Raw genomic sequence first — 15,016 nt, 5'->3', positions numbered from 1 at the left:
GAAGGATTCCCGTGTCTGACAGCCCTGACACCCAAGAGACGAACCAATCCGGGGGTTGCCCGGTCGCGCACGGGGGCCTGACTCACCCCACCCAGGGTGACGCCAACCGCGACTGGTGGCCGAACCGGCTCAACCTGAAGATCCTGGCGAAGCAACACCCCAACAAGAACCCGATGGGCGAGGACTTCGACTACGCCGCGGAGTTCAAGAAGCTGGACCTGGCCGCGGTCAAGAAGGACATCGAGGCGGTCCTGACCGACTCGCAGGACTGGTGGCCCGCGGACTTCGGCAACTACGGCCCGCTGATGATCCGCATGGCGTGGCACTCCGCGGGCACCTACCGCATCAGCGACGGTCGCGGCGGCGCCGGCGGCGGTCAGCAGCGGTTCGCCCCGCTGAACTCCTGGCCGGACAACGTCAGCCTGGACAAGGCGCGCCGCCTGCTGTGGCCCGTCAAGCAGAAGTACGGCCGCAAGCTGTCCTGGGCCGACCTGATGGTCCTCACCGGCAACGTCGCGCTCGAGTCGATGGGCTTTGAGACCTTCGGCTTCGGCGGCGGCCGCGTCGACGAGTGGGAGCCCGAGGACGACGTCTACTGGGGTGCCGAGACGACCTGGCTGGGCAGCGACAAGCGCATCTCCACCGCGACCGGTGAGCGCGAGCTGGAGCGCCCCCTGGGCGCGACCCACATGGGTCTGATCTACGTCAACCCGGAGGGCCCGGAGGGCCAGCCCGACCCGGTGGCCGCCGCGCGCGACATCCGCGAGACCTTCGGCCGGATGGCGATGAACGACGAGGAGACCGTCGCCCTCATCGCCGGTGGCCACACCTTCGGCAAGACCCACGGTGCCGCCCCGGACTCCAACCTGGAGGCCGAGCCCGAGGGCGCCGGCCTGGAGGCCCAGGGCCTGGGCTGGAAGAACAACTACGGCACCGGCAAGGGTGGCGACACCATCACCAGTGGTCTGGAGGTCACCTGGACCTCCACGCCCACCAAGTGGACCACCAACTTCCTGTGGAACCTCCTCAGCTTCGAGTGGGAGGTCTACGAAGGACCGGGCGGTGGCTGGCAGTGGCGTCCGAAGGGCGGCGCGGGCGAGGGCACGGTGCCCGACGCGCACGACCCGTCCAACCGGATCGCGCCGAACATGCTGACCACCGACATCTCGCTGAAGGTCGACCCGATCTACGGGCCGATCTCGCGTCGCTTCATGGAGAACCCGGACCAGTTCGCGGACGCCTTCGCCCGCGCCTGGTTCAAGCTGACGCACCGCGACATGGGTCCCAAGTCGCTCTACCTCGGCCCGGAGGTTCCCGACGAAGAGCTGATCTGGCAGGACCCGTTGCCGGCCAGCGACAACGACTCGCTGTCCGATGAGGACGTCAAGGCCCTCAAGGCCAAGATCCTCGACTCGGGCCTGACCGTGTCGCAGCTGGTGTCCACCGCGTGGGCCTCGGCCTCGACCTTCCGCGGCAGCGACAAGCGGGGTGGCGCCAACGGTGCCCGCATCCGCCTGGAGCCGCAGCGCAACTGGGAGGTCAACAACCCGGACCAGCTGGCCACCGTGCTCTCCGCGCTGGAGGGCGTGCAGCAGTCCTTCGGCAAGAAGGTCTCGCTGGCCGACCTGATCGTGCTCGGCGGTTCCGCCGCAGTCGAGAAGGCCGCCGCCGACGCCGGTTCGCACATCGAGGTGCCCTTCACCCAGGGTCGCGTCGACGCCGGTGAGCAGCACACCGACGCGGATTCGTTCGACGCGCTGGAGCCCATCGCCGACGGGTTCCGCAACTACTCGAGCAAGGCCGCGGAGATGCCGGCCGAGTACAGCCTCGTCGACCGGGCCAACCTGCTCACCCTGAGCGCCCCGGAGATGACGGTGCTGGTCGGTGGCCTGCGCGTGCTGGGCGCCAACTACGACGGGTCGTCGAACGGCGTGCTCACCAGCAAGCCGGGCGTGCTGAGCAACGACTTCTTCGTGAACCTGCTCGACATGGCCTACACCTGGCGCTCGACCTCGGAGGACCAGTCCTCCTTCGAGGCCACCAACGCCTCCGGTGAGGTCGTGTGGACCGGTACCCGTGCGGACCTGGTCTTCGGTTCGAACTCCGAGCTGCGCGTGCTGGCCGAGGTCTACGCCTCGGCCGACGGCAAGGAGAAGTTCCTCCAGGACTTCGTCAACGCGTGGGTCAAGGTCATGAACCTGGACCGCTACGACCTGGTCTGAGGCTGAACGCGAACGAGACCCCGTCCACTGGGCGGGGTCTCGTCGTGTCTGCGGGAGGAGCGGTCGCGGCCCGTCGTGAAAGTCCCGGCGGCGCGGCGAACTTCGCGGGTCCGGCTCGTCCTGTCCGGACGGGCCGGGGCTACTTCTTCTTGCGGGTGACCCAGATGGTGATGGTGGCGCGGACGACGACCTGGTCCTTCTTGTCGTAGATGTCGACCGGGACGTCGATCTCCTGGCCCTCGTCGCCGAAGTCGGGGATGGAGTCCAGCTCCGCGACGGCGCGCAGGCTCGTCTCGGCCTTCGCGAGGTACTCGACGTTCATCTTCTTCGGAAGCCAGCGGTGCGAGGTGGGCACCGTCGCCTCGGCGACCATGCCCATCGCGACCTCGGCGAGGTTGCACGCGGCGATGGCGTGGTAAGTACCGATGTGGTTGTGCACGCCCCACCACTTCGGCGAGCTGACCACGCAGCGCCCGGGCTCCATCTCCCGGATCGTGGGCAGGATCGTCCGGAAGTAGGGCGCTTTGAGGCTCACGCTCAGCGAGAACAGTCCGCGGCCGCCGAAGACCTTGGACATCTTGTTCCAGAGCGCGAAGGTCGGAGTCTGAGAGCTCATGACCGAGAGGCTATATTACTCACCAGTAACCTTCGGGTGGTGGTGCTCGGGGTCACGCCGGTCAGCCCAGGAACCTCCGCGCCAGCTTCGCCGCACCGCGCAGCACACCGCCGGCCTCGCCGGGCGGCGGTGGCGGGGGCAGCGGCTCATCCCCGGGACGGGGTGCCCTGCCCGCGAACTGCATCGCCCGGTACGGCCAGTTGCGCTCGGTGTTCCACTGGCTGACCACCAGGTGCAGGTCGTCGAGCGTGGAGCCGGGAACGATGTAGCCGCCGTAGAGCTGGGCGACGTGGCCGGCGTCGTGGTCCTCGCAGCCCCACGCGCACCCGTGCAGCACCGTGCCGCGGACGGCCTCGTAGAGGTTCTCGGTCGGTTCGCCGAGGTTGAGCACGTCCACCCGGTAGTCGCCGGCGTTGAACAGGGCCAGCAGCCAGCGGTTCTCGACCTTCCGCAGGCACAGCTCGCCGTAGGCGCCGGTGAGCACGACCGTCGGCGGGTTGTGCCACGCCCACTGGCCGTCGCGGAACCCCCAGCCCTGCCACGCGGCCGGATCGGTGATCCGGTCGGCGGGCACGCGGTGCAGGAGCAGCCCCTGGTCGCGCTGGAAACGGGTGGAGAAGGCGTAGACGAACCCGTCGTCGCCGAGCTCCCAGGTCAGCATCTGGAACAGGCCGCCGTGCGCGTTCCCCGGCCAGGTCGCTCGGGTGTGCTCCCACGTCTCGCCGTTGTCGGTCGAGCGGTGGATCTCGGTCCAGTGCACGTTGCCGAGCCCCTGGCACACCATGACGTGCAAGAACATCTCGTCGCCGATGGTGATGACGTCGGTGGGCAGCACGGTGCTGACCTGGTGGCCCTCGATAACCGAATCGTGCTGGTAAGGCAGGGCCTGGTCGGCGTAATCGCTGCGCGGACCGAACGATCCCGTCCACCGGATGCCCGAGCGCGCGGTGGCCGCGTCGCCGAAGACCACGACCGGTGAGCGCCAGCCCGGTCCGCCGACCCCGGCGCGGTCGAAGGTGTCACCGAACACCGCCACCAATCTTCCGTCCGGTGCGATCGTGGCGACTCCGAGATCGGTGCCGCCGATGCCCAGGTGGTCGGTGATGCCGGGCCCCGTGAGGTCCTTGACCTTGCGCAACGCTCCGCCCTTCTGCCGGGTTCGTCCTCACCCCGACGGTACGTGCTGCAGCTCGGTCGCGGCGTAGTGGCGCATCTCGTTGATCATGTGATGCACCAGCGCGGGCGCGTTCTCCCGGTGAAGGCAGGTCAGCACGCGCGAACCGGGATCGGCGATGGCGTTGCTCAGCCGCACCTTCGGCGAGGGGTTCTGGCGCAGCGTGAGGGACGGGATGATCGTCGCGCCGAGTCCGTGCGCCACGAGTCCGAGCAACGTCGGCGTGGTGCCCGTGCCGATGTCGTGCGCGTCGAGCTCCAGCCCGTGCTCCCGGCACATCCGCTCCAGGTGGCGGCGGGTCGCGGGGCCGAACGACGTGGTGATCCACGGCCTGGCGAGCAGCGTCGCCGGTTCGGAGTCCGACGGCCAGGTGACGGGCACGACCACGCGGAACGGGTCGCGCATCAGGTCGACCTCGACGACGCCCGGCGGTCGCACCGGCCCGTCGTCGCCGGGTCGCTCGCTGAGGATCAGGTCCAGCTCGCCGGTGCTGAGCGCGTGCAGCCGTTCGGTCTCGGAGATCTCGTAGATGCACGGGTCCAGCGCCGGGTTCACCGCGGCCATCCGCATGGCGACCGGAGCCGCCAGCTCGCTGAGCGCCACCGAGAAGCCGCCGACGCGCAGCGGTCCGGCAGGCCCGTCGCGGAACTGCTCCATGTCCAGCTCGGCTTCCGCCAGCGCTTCGGCGACCCGGTCCGCGCGGTCGGCCAGCGCGTTGCCCGCGGGGGTGAAGCGGATCGTGCGGCCCCCGCCGCGCTGCTCCCGGTCGACGAGATCGAGGCCCAGTTCGTTCTCCAGCTTGGTGAGGTGCTGGGACACACCGGACGGGGTCAGGTGCAGCAGGTGCGCCGCGCCCAGCACGCTTCCCGTCCGCCGGACGGTGCGCAGGATCAGCAGGCGGCGAGGGTCGAGCGGCATTCAGCCAGGCTAAATCAGTGGTGGAGGAAAAGTAACTTTCACTCAGGTCGAATTCCGTGAAGACTGGTCTTCGTGCGATCACAACAGCCCGACCAGGCCTACCGCTCCATCGGAGAGACCTTGACCGTCGCGGCCCGGCAGACCGGCGCGAACGCGCTGGGCGACGACGCCTACTGGACGCTCGGCTCGTTGCGTCAGCTGCTGACCTCCCTCGACGCCGCGTTCGGCAGCTTCGGCGACGGACTCGTGGACCGCGCGTGCGCGGGCGAGCTCACCAACGTCGAAGGGCCTTTCGCCGGTGACCCCGTCGAATCCGCCCTCACGGCGAACCACTGGCTGGACCGCGCCCGCGCCCACCTCGCCGAAGCCCGCGATGCCGCCGACAACGCCCACATCGCCATCGCGGGCATGGCCCGGTCGCGCTGAGACCGGACCGGGTCCCCTCGAACCGGACCGGTCAGGAAGCCTCGGTCAGACCGCTGTAGAGGCCGGGGCGACGCTCGGCGAGCTGGGTGTTCACCCGCCGGGCGACCGCGGTGGCCGCCGGGTCGACGTGGGCGAACAGCAGCTCCTCGCCGCTGCCCGCGCGGGCGAGCTCGGTGCCGTCGGGAGCGATCAGGCACGACTTGCCGAGGTAGCTGAGATCGGCCTCGGCGCCGCAGCGGTCGACGTAGGCGACGTGCATCTGGTTCTCGTAAGCCCTTGCCGGAACGAGAGTTTCGGCGACGACGTCCTCCGGAGGCAGCAGCGCGGTCGGGACCACCAGGAACTCGGTTCCCGCCAGCGCGTGGGCGCGGGCCGGTTCCGGGAACTCGATGTCGTAGCAGATGAGCAGTCCGACGCGGACGCCGTCGAGGGTCGCTTGCACGACCGGGACCGTTCCGGGCCTGAAGTGCGCCTGCTCCATCTCCCCGTAGAGGTGGGTCTTGCGGTAGGCCGTGAGCAGCTCGCCTGCGGGTGAGACGAGGAACGCCGTGTTGTGGACCGCGTCGCCGTCCCGCTCGGGGTGGCCGTAGACGATTGCGATCCCGTTCTCCGCCGCGATGGCGCGGACGCGCTCGCCGACCGGCCCGCTCGCGGGCTCGGCGACCCGAGCGATGTCGGCCCCGATGTTGTAGCCGGAGACCGACAGCTCCGGGCAGGCCAGCAGCCGGGCACCGCCGGCGGCGGCCCGGCGGGCGATCTCGTCGAGGCGTCGCAACGCCTCCGGCGGGGTGTGCGGTTCGAGCGGACCCTGGTCCAGTGCGACGGTGAGCATCAGTTCGACAGACTAGAGCGCCGCCGCCCGTAACCGAAGTAGATCGCCATCCCGGCCAGCATCCACGCTCCGAACGTCAGCCACGTCGCCGCGCCCAGGCTGAACATCAGGTAGCAGCACGAGAGCACGCCCAGCACCGGGACCAGCGGCACCAGCGGAGCCCGGAACGAGCGCGGCAGCTCCGGATTGCGCCGTCGGAGCACCACCACCGCCACGTTGACCAGGGCGAACGCGAACAGGGTTCCGATGCTCGTGGCGTCGGCGAGCTCGCCGAGCGGGACCACCGCCGACAGCACCGCGATGAACACCGACACCAGGACGGTGTTGGCCCTCGGCACGCCGGTGCGCGGATCGACTCGCGAGAACAACCCGGGCACCAGCCCGTCCCGCGACATCGAGAACAGGATCCGGGTCTGCCCGTAGAGGACCGTGAGCACCACGCTGGCGACCGCCACGATCGCGCCCGCCGACAGCAGGATCGACCCCGTCGTCCCGCCCAGCACCTTGCTCAGCGCCGCCTCGGTGCCTTCGAACAGCGTCCAGTGCATCGCGCCCACGGCCGCGAGCGCGACCAGGCAGTACAGCACCGTGACCAGCACCAGCGACAGCATGATCGCCCGCGGCAGGTCCCGCTGCGGATCGCGTGCCTCCGACCCGGCGGTCGAGGCGGCGTCGAAGCCGATGTAGGAGAAGAACAGCTTGCCCGCCGCGGCGCTCACCCCGCCCATGCCCAGCGGCAGCAGCGGCGAGAAGTTCCCGTCCTGCACGGCGGTGAACGCCAGCGCGCAGAACAGCACCAGCGTCGCGGTCTTGATCAGCACCATCGCCGTGTTGACCCGGGCGCTCTCGCGGGCGCCCCCCAGCAGCGCCACCATCGCCAGGATCACGACCACGGCGGCGGGCAGGTTCAGGATTCCGCCGTCACCCGGTGGCGCGCTGAGCGATTCGGGGAGCGACACGCCCACCAGCAGCTGCAGGAGCTCGTTGACGTACTGGCCCCAGCCGACCGCGACCGCGGCCACCGACACGCCGTACTCCAGCATCAGGCACCAGCCGCACACCCAGGCCGCGAGCTCGCCCATCGTCGCGTAGGCGTAGGAGTAGGACGATCCGGCGACGGGGATCATGCCCGCGAGTTCGGCGTAGGACAGGGCGGAGAGCAGAGCCGTGACCCCGGCGATGATGAACGCCAGCGCCACACCCGGCCCGGCCAGCGGGACGGCTTCGCCCAGCACCACGAAGATCCCGGTGCCCAGCGTCGCGCCGACGCTCAGCATGGTCAGCTGCCACAGCCCCAGGGAACGGCGCAGCGAGCCGCCCTCGCCCTGGCCGCTGTCGGCGACGAGGTCCGCGATGGGTTTGCGCCGCAGGAGCTGCGCCCCCACGCCGTTGCCGGGTCCACGCGACGGCGCGAGAGCGTCCTCCACCACGAATTCCTCCACTTCGGACGCTGCGGTGCGCCCGCGACACGGTCGCTCGATGTGAACTGCCACACCTCGCTCGGCGGGCAACGTTAGCGAGGCGGCCGTGTACAGAGAACCCGCATTCGTTGCGGAGGAACCGTCTTCGCGTTCGAACGTTGCGCCATTCGGAAATACCGCCGAAATCGGCCTCCTCGTGGTGACGGGCCCCGCACCGGCCGGATCTCGGCCGGTGGCGGGTAGGCTCGGGCATTTCGGGAGAGGTGGGCGCTGTGGGTGTGCGGTTCGAGGAGCTCGATTGGCAGGAGACGCCGATCGGTGCGATCAGCCTGCGGCGACGGCGAGACCCGGTGCTCGACGTGGACGTCTTCGAGGTCAAGCTCGACGACGAGTACCTGATGTCGAGCCTGTTCACGGTCGCCGAGGTCGAGCTCGCGCGACTCGGCCTGGCTCGGCTGCCCGGGTCCGACCTGGACGTCGTGGTCGGCGGACTCGGGCTCGGCTACACCGCTCGCGCGGCCCTGGAGGATCAGCGCGTGCGGTCGCTGCTGGTCGTGGAGGGGCTCGGCGAGGTCATCGAGTGGCACGAGCGCGGCCTGCTCCCGCTCGCGCCGGAGCTGACCGGCGATGCGCGAAACCGGTTCCTGCACGGTGACTTCTTCGCGCTCGCCGAATCTGCCGAGGGGTTCGACGACGGCCGGGAGTTCGACGCGATCCTGCTCGACATCGACCACTCGCCGCAGAACGTGCTCGACTCGGGTCACACCGGCTTCTACGCGGCCGAGGGGCTGCGGAAGATGGCCGCGCACCTCCGCCGGGGCGGGGTCTTCGCGCTGTGGTCCGACGATCCGCCGGAGGACCGGTTCACGCGCACCCTCGCGGAGGTCTTCGACGACGTCACCGCCCACGTCGTCGAGTTCGACAACCACTACACCGGCGGAAAGTCCGCCAACACCGTCTACGTCGGAACCTCCACCTGACGCCTCACGAGCGTCAGCCGCGGCGAGGTCAGGTGGACTCCGCTGCCCGCTTGATGTGGTGGAGGGTGTCGCGCATGCCGGCTTCGAGCTCGTCGGCGTGTCCGGGGACCCCGCCCAGCGCGATCGTGGCGAACGCGCTGCTGAGCTTCGTGAGCTTGCCGGCGGAGACGCGGCGCTGCACCAGCCTGGTGCCGGAACCGTCCGGTTCGAGCTCGAAGATCCAGCTCGCCCCGCTGCTGGTGGTGTCCCACGCCAGACGCCGGCACGGCTCGACCTCGGTCACGACGTTGCGGGTCGGCCACACGACGACCTTGCGCCGGTTCACGCCCAGGTACCACTGGCCCCGGCGGAACCCGCCGGGCTTGAGCGGCAGCATCGCCACCAGCTCGGGACTGGCCTCCGCGTGGGTCCGGGGCCGCGTCAGCATCCGCCACACCCGCTCGGGCGGAGCGTCGATGACGACCTCGACCCGCATGTCCCGATCTGCTCCACCCACGTCGTGCCGCCTCCGAGTCCGGTTCGTCGATCACGAGGACGCTAAGCGACGAACGCGCGCGGGTACAAGGCCAGGCCCGGCTGCTGTGGCGCGGTCAGCGGGTCTCGATCAGCCGGCATCGATGCGAGATTCCGCAGGTCGGAAATCTTTCAGCGCATGAACAGGCCGCCGTTGACGTCCCAGCAGGCGCCCGTGACCGAGTGGGCGCCCGGCGAGGCGAGCAGGGCGACCGTCTCGGCGATGAACGCGGGGTCGCCGAGACGGCCCACGGGGATGGAGCGCTGGAACGCCTCGACGTTCTGCTCACCCACGATGTCGCGGACCATCGGGGAGTCCTGGGGGCCGGGGGAGACGGCGTTGACCGTCACGCCCCGGGACGCGAGCTCCCGGGCGAAGACCTTGGTGGCCGACATGACCGCGCCCTTGGACGACGCGTAGTGCCCGCCCGTGGCGGTGCCGCCGTTCTGACCCGCGAGCGAGGCCATGTTCACGATGCGGCCGTAGCCCTGCTCGGCCATGTGGGCGCCGAAGATCTGGCAGGCGGTGAAGGTCCCGGTGAAGTTCACCGACATCACCGACTCGAGCTCCTCGGGGGTGATCTCGAACAGCGGCGTCGCCTGGGTGCGGGCCGCGTTGTTCACCAGTACCCGGACCGGCCCGAAGTCCGCGACGACCGACTCCAGCAGCGCGCTGAGCGAGGCGCGGTCGGCGACGTCGGCGGTGTAGCCGCGCGCGGTCCGCCCGCTCGCGTCCAGCGACTCGGCCAGCTCCACCGCACCCGCGCCGTCGACGTCGGCGATCGCCACGGGCTGACCTCCGGAGCGCAGCCGCCGGACGATCGCCTCGCCCAGACCGCGCGCGCCTCCGGTGACGACGGCGGTCACAGCAGGAATCCCGCTGCCGGCACGGCGTCTTCGCTGTTGACCAGGCGAACCACCTTGCGCACGAGGGCGTCCTGGGCGGGATCCGCGCCGAGCCGGACCGTGTAATCGACGTCGGCGGCCCACAGGTCGTGGGTGCCGCGCTTGTAGGCGACCAGCACCTGCGCGGCGCGCAGCGACACCGCCGAGTCGGTGACCTCGGTGGTCACGAAGCGGGAGACCGTGCGCACGGTGATCGCCGAGTCGACGGCGGCGATCGCGTACCCCTCGGTCATCCGGTTCACCCGCAGCCGCCGCATCCGCCGGTCGTCGTAGACCATGTTGAGGACGTCGTCGAACTCCTCGGCATCGCGGTCGATCGGCACGACGTAGACGCCGTCCTCGGCGTAGAGCTCCTGCCAGGTGACGTAGTCCTTGCGGTCGAGCAGGTCCGCTTCCCGCCACACCAGCTCGATGGCCCGGGACACCCGGACGTCGTCGAGCGCGGCCGCGCGGCGCAGGTCAGTCATCGCTCATCATCCGCTTCCACTGCTCGTAGGCGGCGCGCATCCCGGTCTCGTCGGTGACGTGGGAGGTCGGCCAGCCCTCGGCCGACGGCTTCTCCCGGCCCAGCCCGCGGTTGACCATGATCGGCATCTCGGGGGCGCCCGCGGTGCCGCGCTGCACGCGGTCCCAGCCCTCCGCGTCGTCGGGCGTGCCGAAGCCGAACGGGCCCTGGAAGTGCTCGTGCGCGCGCAGCCGCTCCCGGTTGACCGGCCCGGTGATCTCCGGTGGCCCGTCCGGGCCGATCGCGATGTGCTCGATCTCCGTCTCGTCGACGCTGATCGGGCGGAGCACCCGGAAGAACGAGATCGACATCGACACGTTCGGGAACAGGTTGAGGTTGAAACCGGTCCCGTGCATCGCCCGCACGAGCCTCCGCACCTGCGCGTCCTCGACGCCCGCCGCCTCCAGCCGCGAGATGAGGTCGCCGAAGCGGTCCTGGAGCTTCTCCGTGCCGTCGTCGACGTCGAGGTCCGAGTGCTCGGGCACCATCTGCATGACCGAGTGCCCGTTGCCGAGGTCGTGGGTGATGGCCTCGGGGTCGGTCATGAAGCTCATCATGTTGGCCGTCTCGGCGTCCACGGAGGCCATCCAGGACCGGTGCACGATCGGGAAGTGGTAGCCGTCGGTGGTGTTCTCCAGCTGGATCTTCCAGTTGCCGCGGTACCGGAACCGGTGCGTGCCCAGCACTTTCACCGGATACCCGGCACCCTGCTTCATGAACCGGTCGATCCAGCCGCGCGCGTCGCCCAGGAACTCGGCGAGCGGCTCGGCATCCTCGGCGAACGTCGCGAAGATCATGCCGCCGTAGGACTCGGTGCGCAGCCGCTTGAGGCCCATCCCGCTGCGGTCCATCACGCCCGTGTAGCCGTCGGGGTAGGGCAGGCCGCGCAGCGAGCCGTCCAGCCCGTACGACCAGGCGTGGTAGGGGCAGGTGAAACCGTTGGCGCTGCCCGACTTCCGCTCGCAGATGCTCGCCCCGCGGTGGCGGCAGCGGTTGAGCATCGTGCGCAGGACGCCCTCGCGGTCGCGGGTGACGATGACCGGCTGGCCTCCGACGTGGGTCGACTTGAACGTGCCCGGGCCGGGAAGCTCGCTGTCGTGGGCGACCCACGCCCAGGTGCGCTCGAAGATCCGCGCCCTCTCCAGCTCGAAGATCTCTGGGTCGGTGTAGATCCGGGCGGCCACCCGGTCCGGTGCGATGAGGTCGGCCGGTGCCAGGTCGTGCACGTTGCTCGCGGTGATCTCGGAGGTCATGGGCACCTCAGTACTCGCGCGGGGTGAGCGCCCGGCCGATCCGGGCCTCGATCTTGGCGTACTTCCACAGCTTCCAGTCCGACTGTCCTACCTGGACGGTGCGGAAGAGGTTGCAGGCGGCCTTCACCGTCTCCTGGGTGTCGACGTCGGCCAGCAGGTAGCAGGTCCACGGCCAGGAATCGGACGGACCGACCAGGTGGCTGTCGTCGTCGATGTCGCCGATGAAGTCCACTCCGGGCAACGCCTTGATGCCGTCCATCATCTCGACGAAGGCCGACCAGACGTCTCCCGCGGTGACCCCGTCGCGCGGCAGGTCGAAGAAGTTCTGGTTGATGCCGATGCAGAACAGCACGCGCAGCGGCGGGTGGGCCATGAGAGCTCCTGTGTCGTGGTGGGTCAGCGGAAACCGGGAACCGTCGGCGGACGTCCCAGCAGCACGGCGCCCGCTGCGTCGTACATCGAGGGCATCAGGAAGGCGTGCAGCGTCGGCACCTGGGAGTCCTGGCGCATCCGCTGCAGCGGGTGGGAGTTGTCGATCGTCGAGGTCCCGGAGAACCCGCACACGTCGTGCACGACCTGCGCGGCGGTGGAGGCCATGTTGGTGGCCGAGAGCCGGATCAGCGCGTTCTGCTCGTCGGTGGCCTCGCCGCCCGAGGCCACGGTGTTCCAGACGTCCTCGGCGACCTCGAAGTAGAACGCCCGCGCCGATCGCAGCGCGGCCACCGCCTGGGCGTACCCGGTGCGGTAGTAGGCGCGGTCCGCCAGCGGCGGTGCGCCCGTGACGCCGGTCCGCGAGCCCGCTCGCGAGGCGTGCTCCAGCGCCGCCCGAGCCACGCCCATGCCGACCGCCGAGTGCACCTGAGCCTGGTACCCGATGGTGGGGTAGCGGTTGAGCGGTTCGTCGACGTAGGGGCTGCCGCCGCGGATGAACGTCCACTCGCGAGGTACCTCGACGTCGTCGACGACGACGTCGAAGGATCCCGACGCCCGCATCCCGGAGACGTCCCACTCCTGGACGATCTCGACCTGCTCGGGCCGCAGCATCGCCGCGCGCGGCCGGTTGTCGCCCTCGGCGTCGCCCGGGATGCCGACGCTGAGGATGTCGGCCGCCATGCAGCCGCTGGCGAACCGCCACCGGCCAGTGATCCGGTACCCGTCCTCGGTCGGCGTCACCGGGTTGACCGGGAACATCGCGCCGCCGTAGACCACGTCGGGCCCGTCGGCGTAGAGCTTGGCCTGGGTCTCGAGGGGCAGGCCCGCCAGGTAGGTCCCGGCGGAGCCGAAACCGGCCACCCAGCCGGTGGAGCCGTCGACCGCGGAGATCTGCTCGATGCGGCGCAGGAATTCCGGCGGCGGCATCGGGGCGCCCCCGAACATCGCCGGGGTCGAGGCGCGGAACAGGCCGAGCTCCTTGAACCGCTCGACGAAGTCGGGTGGCACGTAGGACTGCGCGTGGAACTCCTCGCGACGTTCGGCGAGCTCGGCAAGGACGGGTTCCCAGGCCGCGTCGTCGGCGGATGCCTCGGGCATGGCACGCTCCTCGTCTCCGGTGGCGATTCGACGCTATTGAGGGGCAACGGTGCGCGACATCGGGATTGCCCAGATGCAGAGTAGGGGAATCCTTCAGCCCCGGTGGGCTGATGACCTATCCGCCCACCGGGTCGTGAGGATCTAGCCTGGGGCGGTGGTGGTCGACCCGCAGGCTCCCGAACTGGTGGACTCCGACTTCGTCGCGATGATGCGCGCCTCCCACCTGTGCGTGCTGATCCACGACGCCGCGACCAAGAACATCCTGTGGGCGAACCCCGCGGCCTGCGAGTTGCTGGAGTGGAACGTCACCGAGCTGCGGCCCCTGAAGGCCAACCACATGAGCAGCTCCGCCCAGCAGTACGACCGGGTGATCGGCCGGGCGTGGCTGCAGGAAGCGGTCGAGAAGGGCATGAGCCGCATCGAGTGGCACTACCGGTCCAGATCGGGCCGGATCATCCCCACCGACGCGATCGCGACGCGGGTCGAACTGGCTCAGGGACCTGCGGTGATGGTGCAGTTCCGGAACGTGGAGCGGGAGCAGCGGGTCGAGCGCGAGCTGCGCCAGACCACCTCCTACGTCGACGCGCTCGCACGGCACACCTCGACGGTCGCGTTCATGCTCGACTCCGCCGGGGCGATCCGCTTCGCCACCGACACCGCGCTCGCGCACCTCGGCCTGTCGGGCGACGCGGAACCACCGGTCGGGCGGCTGCTGGAATCCCACGCGACGGTGCGCGGCGACTGCGGCGAGACGAGCTGGGAGCAGACCGCCGCCGCGGCGACCCCGGTGACACCGGTGCGGGTGGAGGTGCCGGGAACCGAGCCGGTGACGCTGGAAGGCAGCCTCGAACGGCTGCGCGACGTCGACGCGTACCTGATGATCCTGCACGACGTCTCGACCCGGGTTCGCGGCGAGGAGCAGCGCAGCCTGGAACTCCGCCACGAGAACTACCTCGCTCGCTACAACGCGATGGGCGACATGGCGATGGCCATCGCCCACGAGCTCGGCCAGCCGTTGGCGGCGGCCGCGAACTTCCTCGCCGGCGTCCACGCTCGCGCGAAGCTGCTCGAGAGCTCCGGGCACGTCCCGGAAGGGACCACGGGGCAGCTCGAATACGGCCTGGACAGCGCGAACCGCCAGATCGGCCGGGCGTCGGCGATCGTCAGCGCGCTGCGGTCGTTCGTCGGTCACCTCGAACACCTCGAGCAGGTGGCCGATCTGAACGCGGTGATCGGCGAGTGCCTCTACTTCGTCCGGCTGCGCGCGGCCGCCGTCGGCGTGGAGGTCGAGGTGCGGCTGAGCGAGCACCCGGTGCTGGTGCGCTGCGAGCGGGTGCTGACCGGCCAAGTGGTGCTCAACCTCTGCTTCAACGCCATCGACGAGATGGCCGGGAGCGACACCGCGGACCGGCGGATCGAGCTCGTCACCGAAACCCGGGACGAGGGCGGCACCGTCACGGTCGCCGACCACGGCCGGGGCGTGCGCGAGGACGTGTTCGTCGAGTCGTTCACCAGCAAGGAGCACGGCAGCGGCATCGGTCTGGCGCTCAGCTACCGCATCATCACCCGGCAGCACGGCTCGATCTGGTGCGCACCGCGCGAGGGCGGTGGCTCACTCTTCGGCTTCTCGTTGCCTTCGGCTTCGTAAGTTGTTTCAGGGGTTGGTTTGCTTGGCGGTGCGGGTGTCAGAACCCGCGGCAGTGCGGGCTGAGTCCCACAC

15 protein-coding genes are annotated in these 15,016 nt (G+C 70.0%); 4 read left to right on the top strand and 11 right to left on the bottom strand.

The genetic code is table 11. From position 1 onward, the window contains the following. The first annotated feature begins 11 nt into the window (after positions 1 to 11). Positions 12 to 2,222 (top strand): catalase/peroxidase HPI, encoded by a 2,211-nt coding sequence (katG, locus tag FHU35_RS03335; RefSeq protein ID WP_145736589.1) that lies wholly within the window; start codon positions 12 to 14, stop codon positions 2,220 to 2,222. Between the two features lie 139 nt (positions 2,223 to 2,361). Here katG and FHU35_RS03330 read toward each other — a convergent pair whose 3' ends face one another. The 3 genes from FHU35_RS03330 to FHU35_RS03320 form a co-directional block, all read right to left on the bottom strand. Continuing rightward, the gene (locus FHU35_RS03330; protein WP_145736587.1) at positions 2,362 to 2,838 is read right to left on the bottom strand and encodes a hotdog fold domain-containing protein; all 477 of its coding nucleotides are present in this window, start codon (positions 2,836 to 2,838) and stop codon (positions 2,362 to 2,364) included. Positions 2,839 to 2,899: 61 nt separating this feature from the next. Beyond that, a complete protein-coding gene (locus FHU35_RS03325) occupies positions 2,900 to 3,976 on the bottom strand; it encodes a glycoside hydrolase family 183 protein (protein ID WP_145736585.1) in 1,077 nt (358 codons plus the stop codon). A 27-nt stretch (positions 3,977 to 4,003) separates the two neighbouring features. After that, complete coding sequence (locus tag FHU35_RS03320) at positions 4,004 to 4,930, bottom strand: LysR family transcriptional regulator (RefSeq protein WP_145736583.1); 927 nt, start codon at positions 4,928 to 4,930, stop codon at positions 4,004 to 4,006. Positions 4,931 to 5,002: 72 nt separating this feature from the next. Between FHU35_RS03320 and FHU35_RS03315 the strand changes: the two genes are divergently transcribed. Then, positions 5,003 to 5,356 (top strand): hypothetical protein, encoded by a 354-nt coding sequence (locus FHU35_RS03315; RefSeq protein ID WP_145736581.1) that lies wholly within the window; start codon positions 5,003 to 5,005, stop codon positions 5,354 to 5,356. A gap of 31 nt (positions 5,357 to 5,387) precedes the next feature. Here the strand turns inward: FHU35_RS03315 and FHU35_RS03310 are convergent, their stop codons facing one another. Further along, positions 5,388 to 6,188, bottom strand: a complete 801-nt coding sequence (locus FHU35_RS03310; RefSeq protein ID WP_145736579.1) for a carbon-nitrogen hydrolase family protein — start codon at positions 6,186 to 6,188, stop codon at positions 5,388 to 5,390. Beyond that, positions 6,188 to 7,618, bottom strand: a complete 1,431-nt coding sequence (locus FHU35_RS03305) for an amino acid permease (protein WP_246110047.1) — start codon at positions 7,616 to 7,618, stop codon at positions 6,188 to 6,190. Before FHU35_RS03305 ends, FHU35_RS03310 begins: the two co-directional genes overlap by 1 nt. Before the next feature lie 263 nt (positions 7,619 to 7,881). On the opposite strand from FHU35_RS03305, the gene FHU35_RS03300 reads away from it, so the two are divergent. Next, positions 7,882 to 8,589: a polyamine aminopropyltransferase gene (locus FHU35_RS03300; protein ID WP_145736575.1), complete on the top strand. Its 708-nt coding sequence runs from the start codon at positions 7,882 to 7,884 to the stop codon at positions 8,587 to 8,589. Between the two features lie 28 nt (positions 8,590 to 8,617). Here the strand turns inward: FHU35_RS03300 and FHU35_RS03295 are convergent, their stop codons facing one another. From FHU35_RS03295 to FHU35_RS03270, 6 genes are all read right to left on the bottom strand, one after another. Further along, positions 8,618 to 9,085: an SRPBCC family protein gene (locus tag FHU35_RS03295; protein ID WP_145736573.1), complete on the bottom strand. Its 468-nt coding sequence runs from the start codon at positions 9,083 to 9,085 to the stop codon at positions 8,618 to 8,620. A 149-nt stretch (positions 9,086 to 9,234) separates the two neighbouring features. Further along, positions 9,235 to 9,969: an SDR family NAD(P)-dependent oxidoreductase gene (locus FHU35_RS03290; protein WP_425474093.1), complete on the bottom strand. Its 735-nt coding sequence runs from the start codon at positions 9,967 to 9,969 to the stop codon at positions 9,235 to 9,237. Next, positions 9,966 to 10,475 (bottom strand): aromatic-ring-hydroxylating dioxygenase subunit beta, encoded by a 510-nt coding sequence (locus tag FHU35_RS03285; RefSeq protein ID WP_145736570.1) that lies wholly within the window; start codon positions 10,473 to 10,475, stop codon positions 9,966 to 9,968. The genes FHU35_RS03290 and FHU35_RS03285 overlap by 4 nt, the downstream gene beginning before the upstream one ends. Beyond that, the gene (locus tag FHU35_RS03280; RefSeq protein WP_145736568.1) at positions 10,468 to 11,766 is read right to left on the bottom strand and encodes an aromatic ring-hydroxylating oxygenase subunit alpha; all 1,299 of its coding nucleotides are present in this window, start codon (positions 11,764 to 11,766) and stop codon (positions 10,468 to 10,470) included. The genes FHU35_RS03285 and FHU35_RS03280 overlap by 8 nt, the downstream gene beginning before the upstream one ends. A gap of 7 nt (positions 11,767 to 11,773) precedes the next feature. Continuing rightward, a complete protein-coding gene (locus FHU35_RS03275; RefSeq protein WP_145736566.1) occupies positions 11,774 to 12,139 on the bottom strand; it encodes a hypothetical protein in 366 nt (121 codons plus the stop codon). Positions 12,140 to 12,162: 23 nt separating this feature from the next. Further along, the gene (locus tag FHU35_RS03270; protein ID WP_145736564.1) at positions 12,163 to 13,296 is read right to left on the bottom strand and encodes an acyl-CoA dehydrogenase family protein; all 1,134 of its coding nucleotides are present in this window, start codon (positions 13,294 to 13,296) and stop codon (positions 12,163 to 12,165) included. 154 nt (positions 13,297 to 13,450) lie between these two features. Between FHU35_RS03270 and FHU35_RS03265 the strand changes: the two genes are divergently transcribed. After that, the gene (locus FHU35_RS03265) at positions 13,451 to 14,944 is read left to right on the top strand and encodes a PAS domain-containing sensor histidine kinase (protein WP_145736562.1); all 1,494 of its coding nucleotides are present in this window, start codon (positions 13,451 to 13,453) and stop codon (positions 14,942 to 14,944) included. Positions 14,945 to 15,016 lie beyond the last annotated feature (72 nt).

The organism is Saccharopolyspora dendranthemae (genome assembly GCF_007829955.1).
Lineage (GTDB): Bacteria > Actinomycetota > Actinomycetes > Mycobacteriales > Pseudonocardiaceae > Saccharopolyspora > Saccharopolyspora dendranthemae.
Note: the sequence above shows the minus strand (reverse complement) of the source record. Positions and strands in the feature narration are given on the sequence as shown.

Bases quoted from the DNA above. Each gene is read 5' to 3' on its own strand.
- FHU35_RS03285 (WP_145736570.1), bottom strand. From the start codon at position 10,475: ATGACTGACCTGCGCCGCGCGGCCGCGCTCGACGACGTCCGGGTGTCC.
- FHU35_RS03330 (WP_145736587.1), bottom strand. From the start codon at position 2,838: ATGAGCTCTCAGACTCCGACCTTCGCGCTCTGGAACAAGATGTCCAAG.
- FHU35_RS03310 (WP_145736579.1), bottom strand. From the start codon at position 6,188: ATGCTCACCGTCGCACTGGACCAGGGTCCGCTCGAACCGCACACCCCG.
- FHU35_RS03280 (WP_145736568.1), bottom strand. From the start codon at position 11,766: ATGACCTCCGAGATCACCGCGAGCAACGTGCACGACCTGGCACCGGCC.
- FHU35_RS03275 (WP_145736566.1), bottom strand. From the start codon at position 12,139: ATGGCCCACCCGCCGCTGCGCGTGCTGTTCTGCATCGGCATCAACCAG.
- FHU35_RS03320 (WP_145736583.1), bottom strand. From the start codon at position 4,930: ATGCCGCTCGACCCTCGCCGCCTGCTGATCCTGCGCACCGTCCGGCGG.
- FHU35_RS03270 (WP_145736564.1), bottom strand. From the start codon at position 13,296: ATGCCCGAGGCATCCGCCGACGACGCGGCCTGGGAACCCGTCCTTGCC.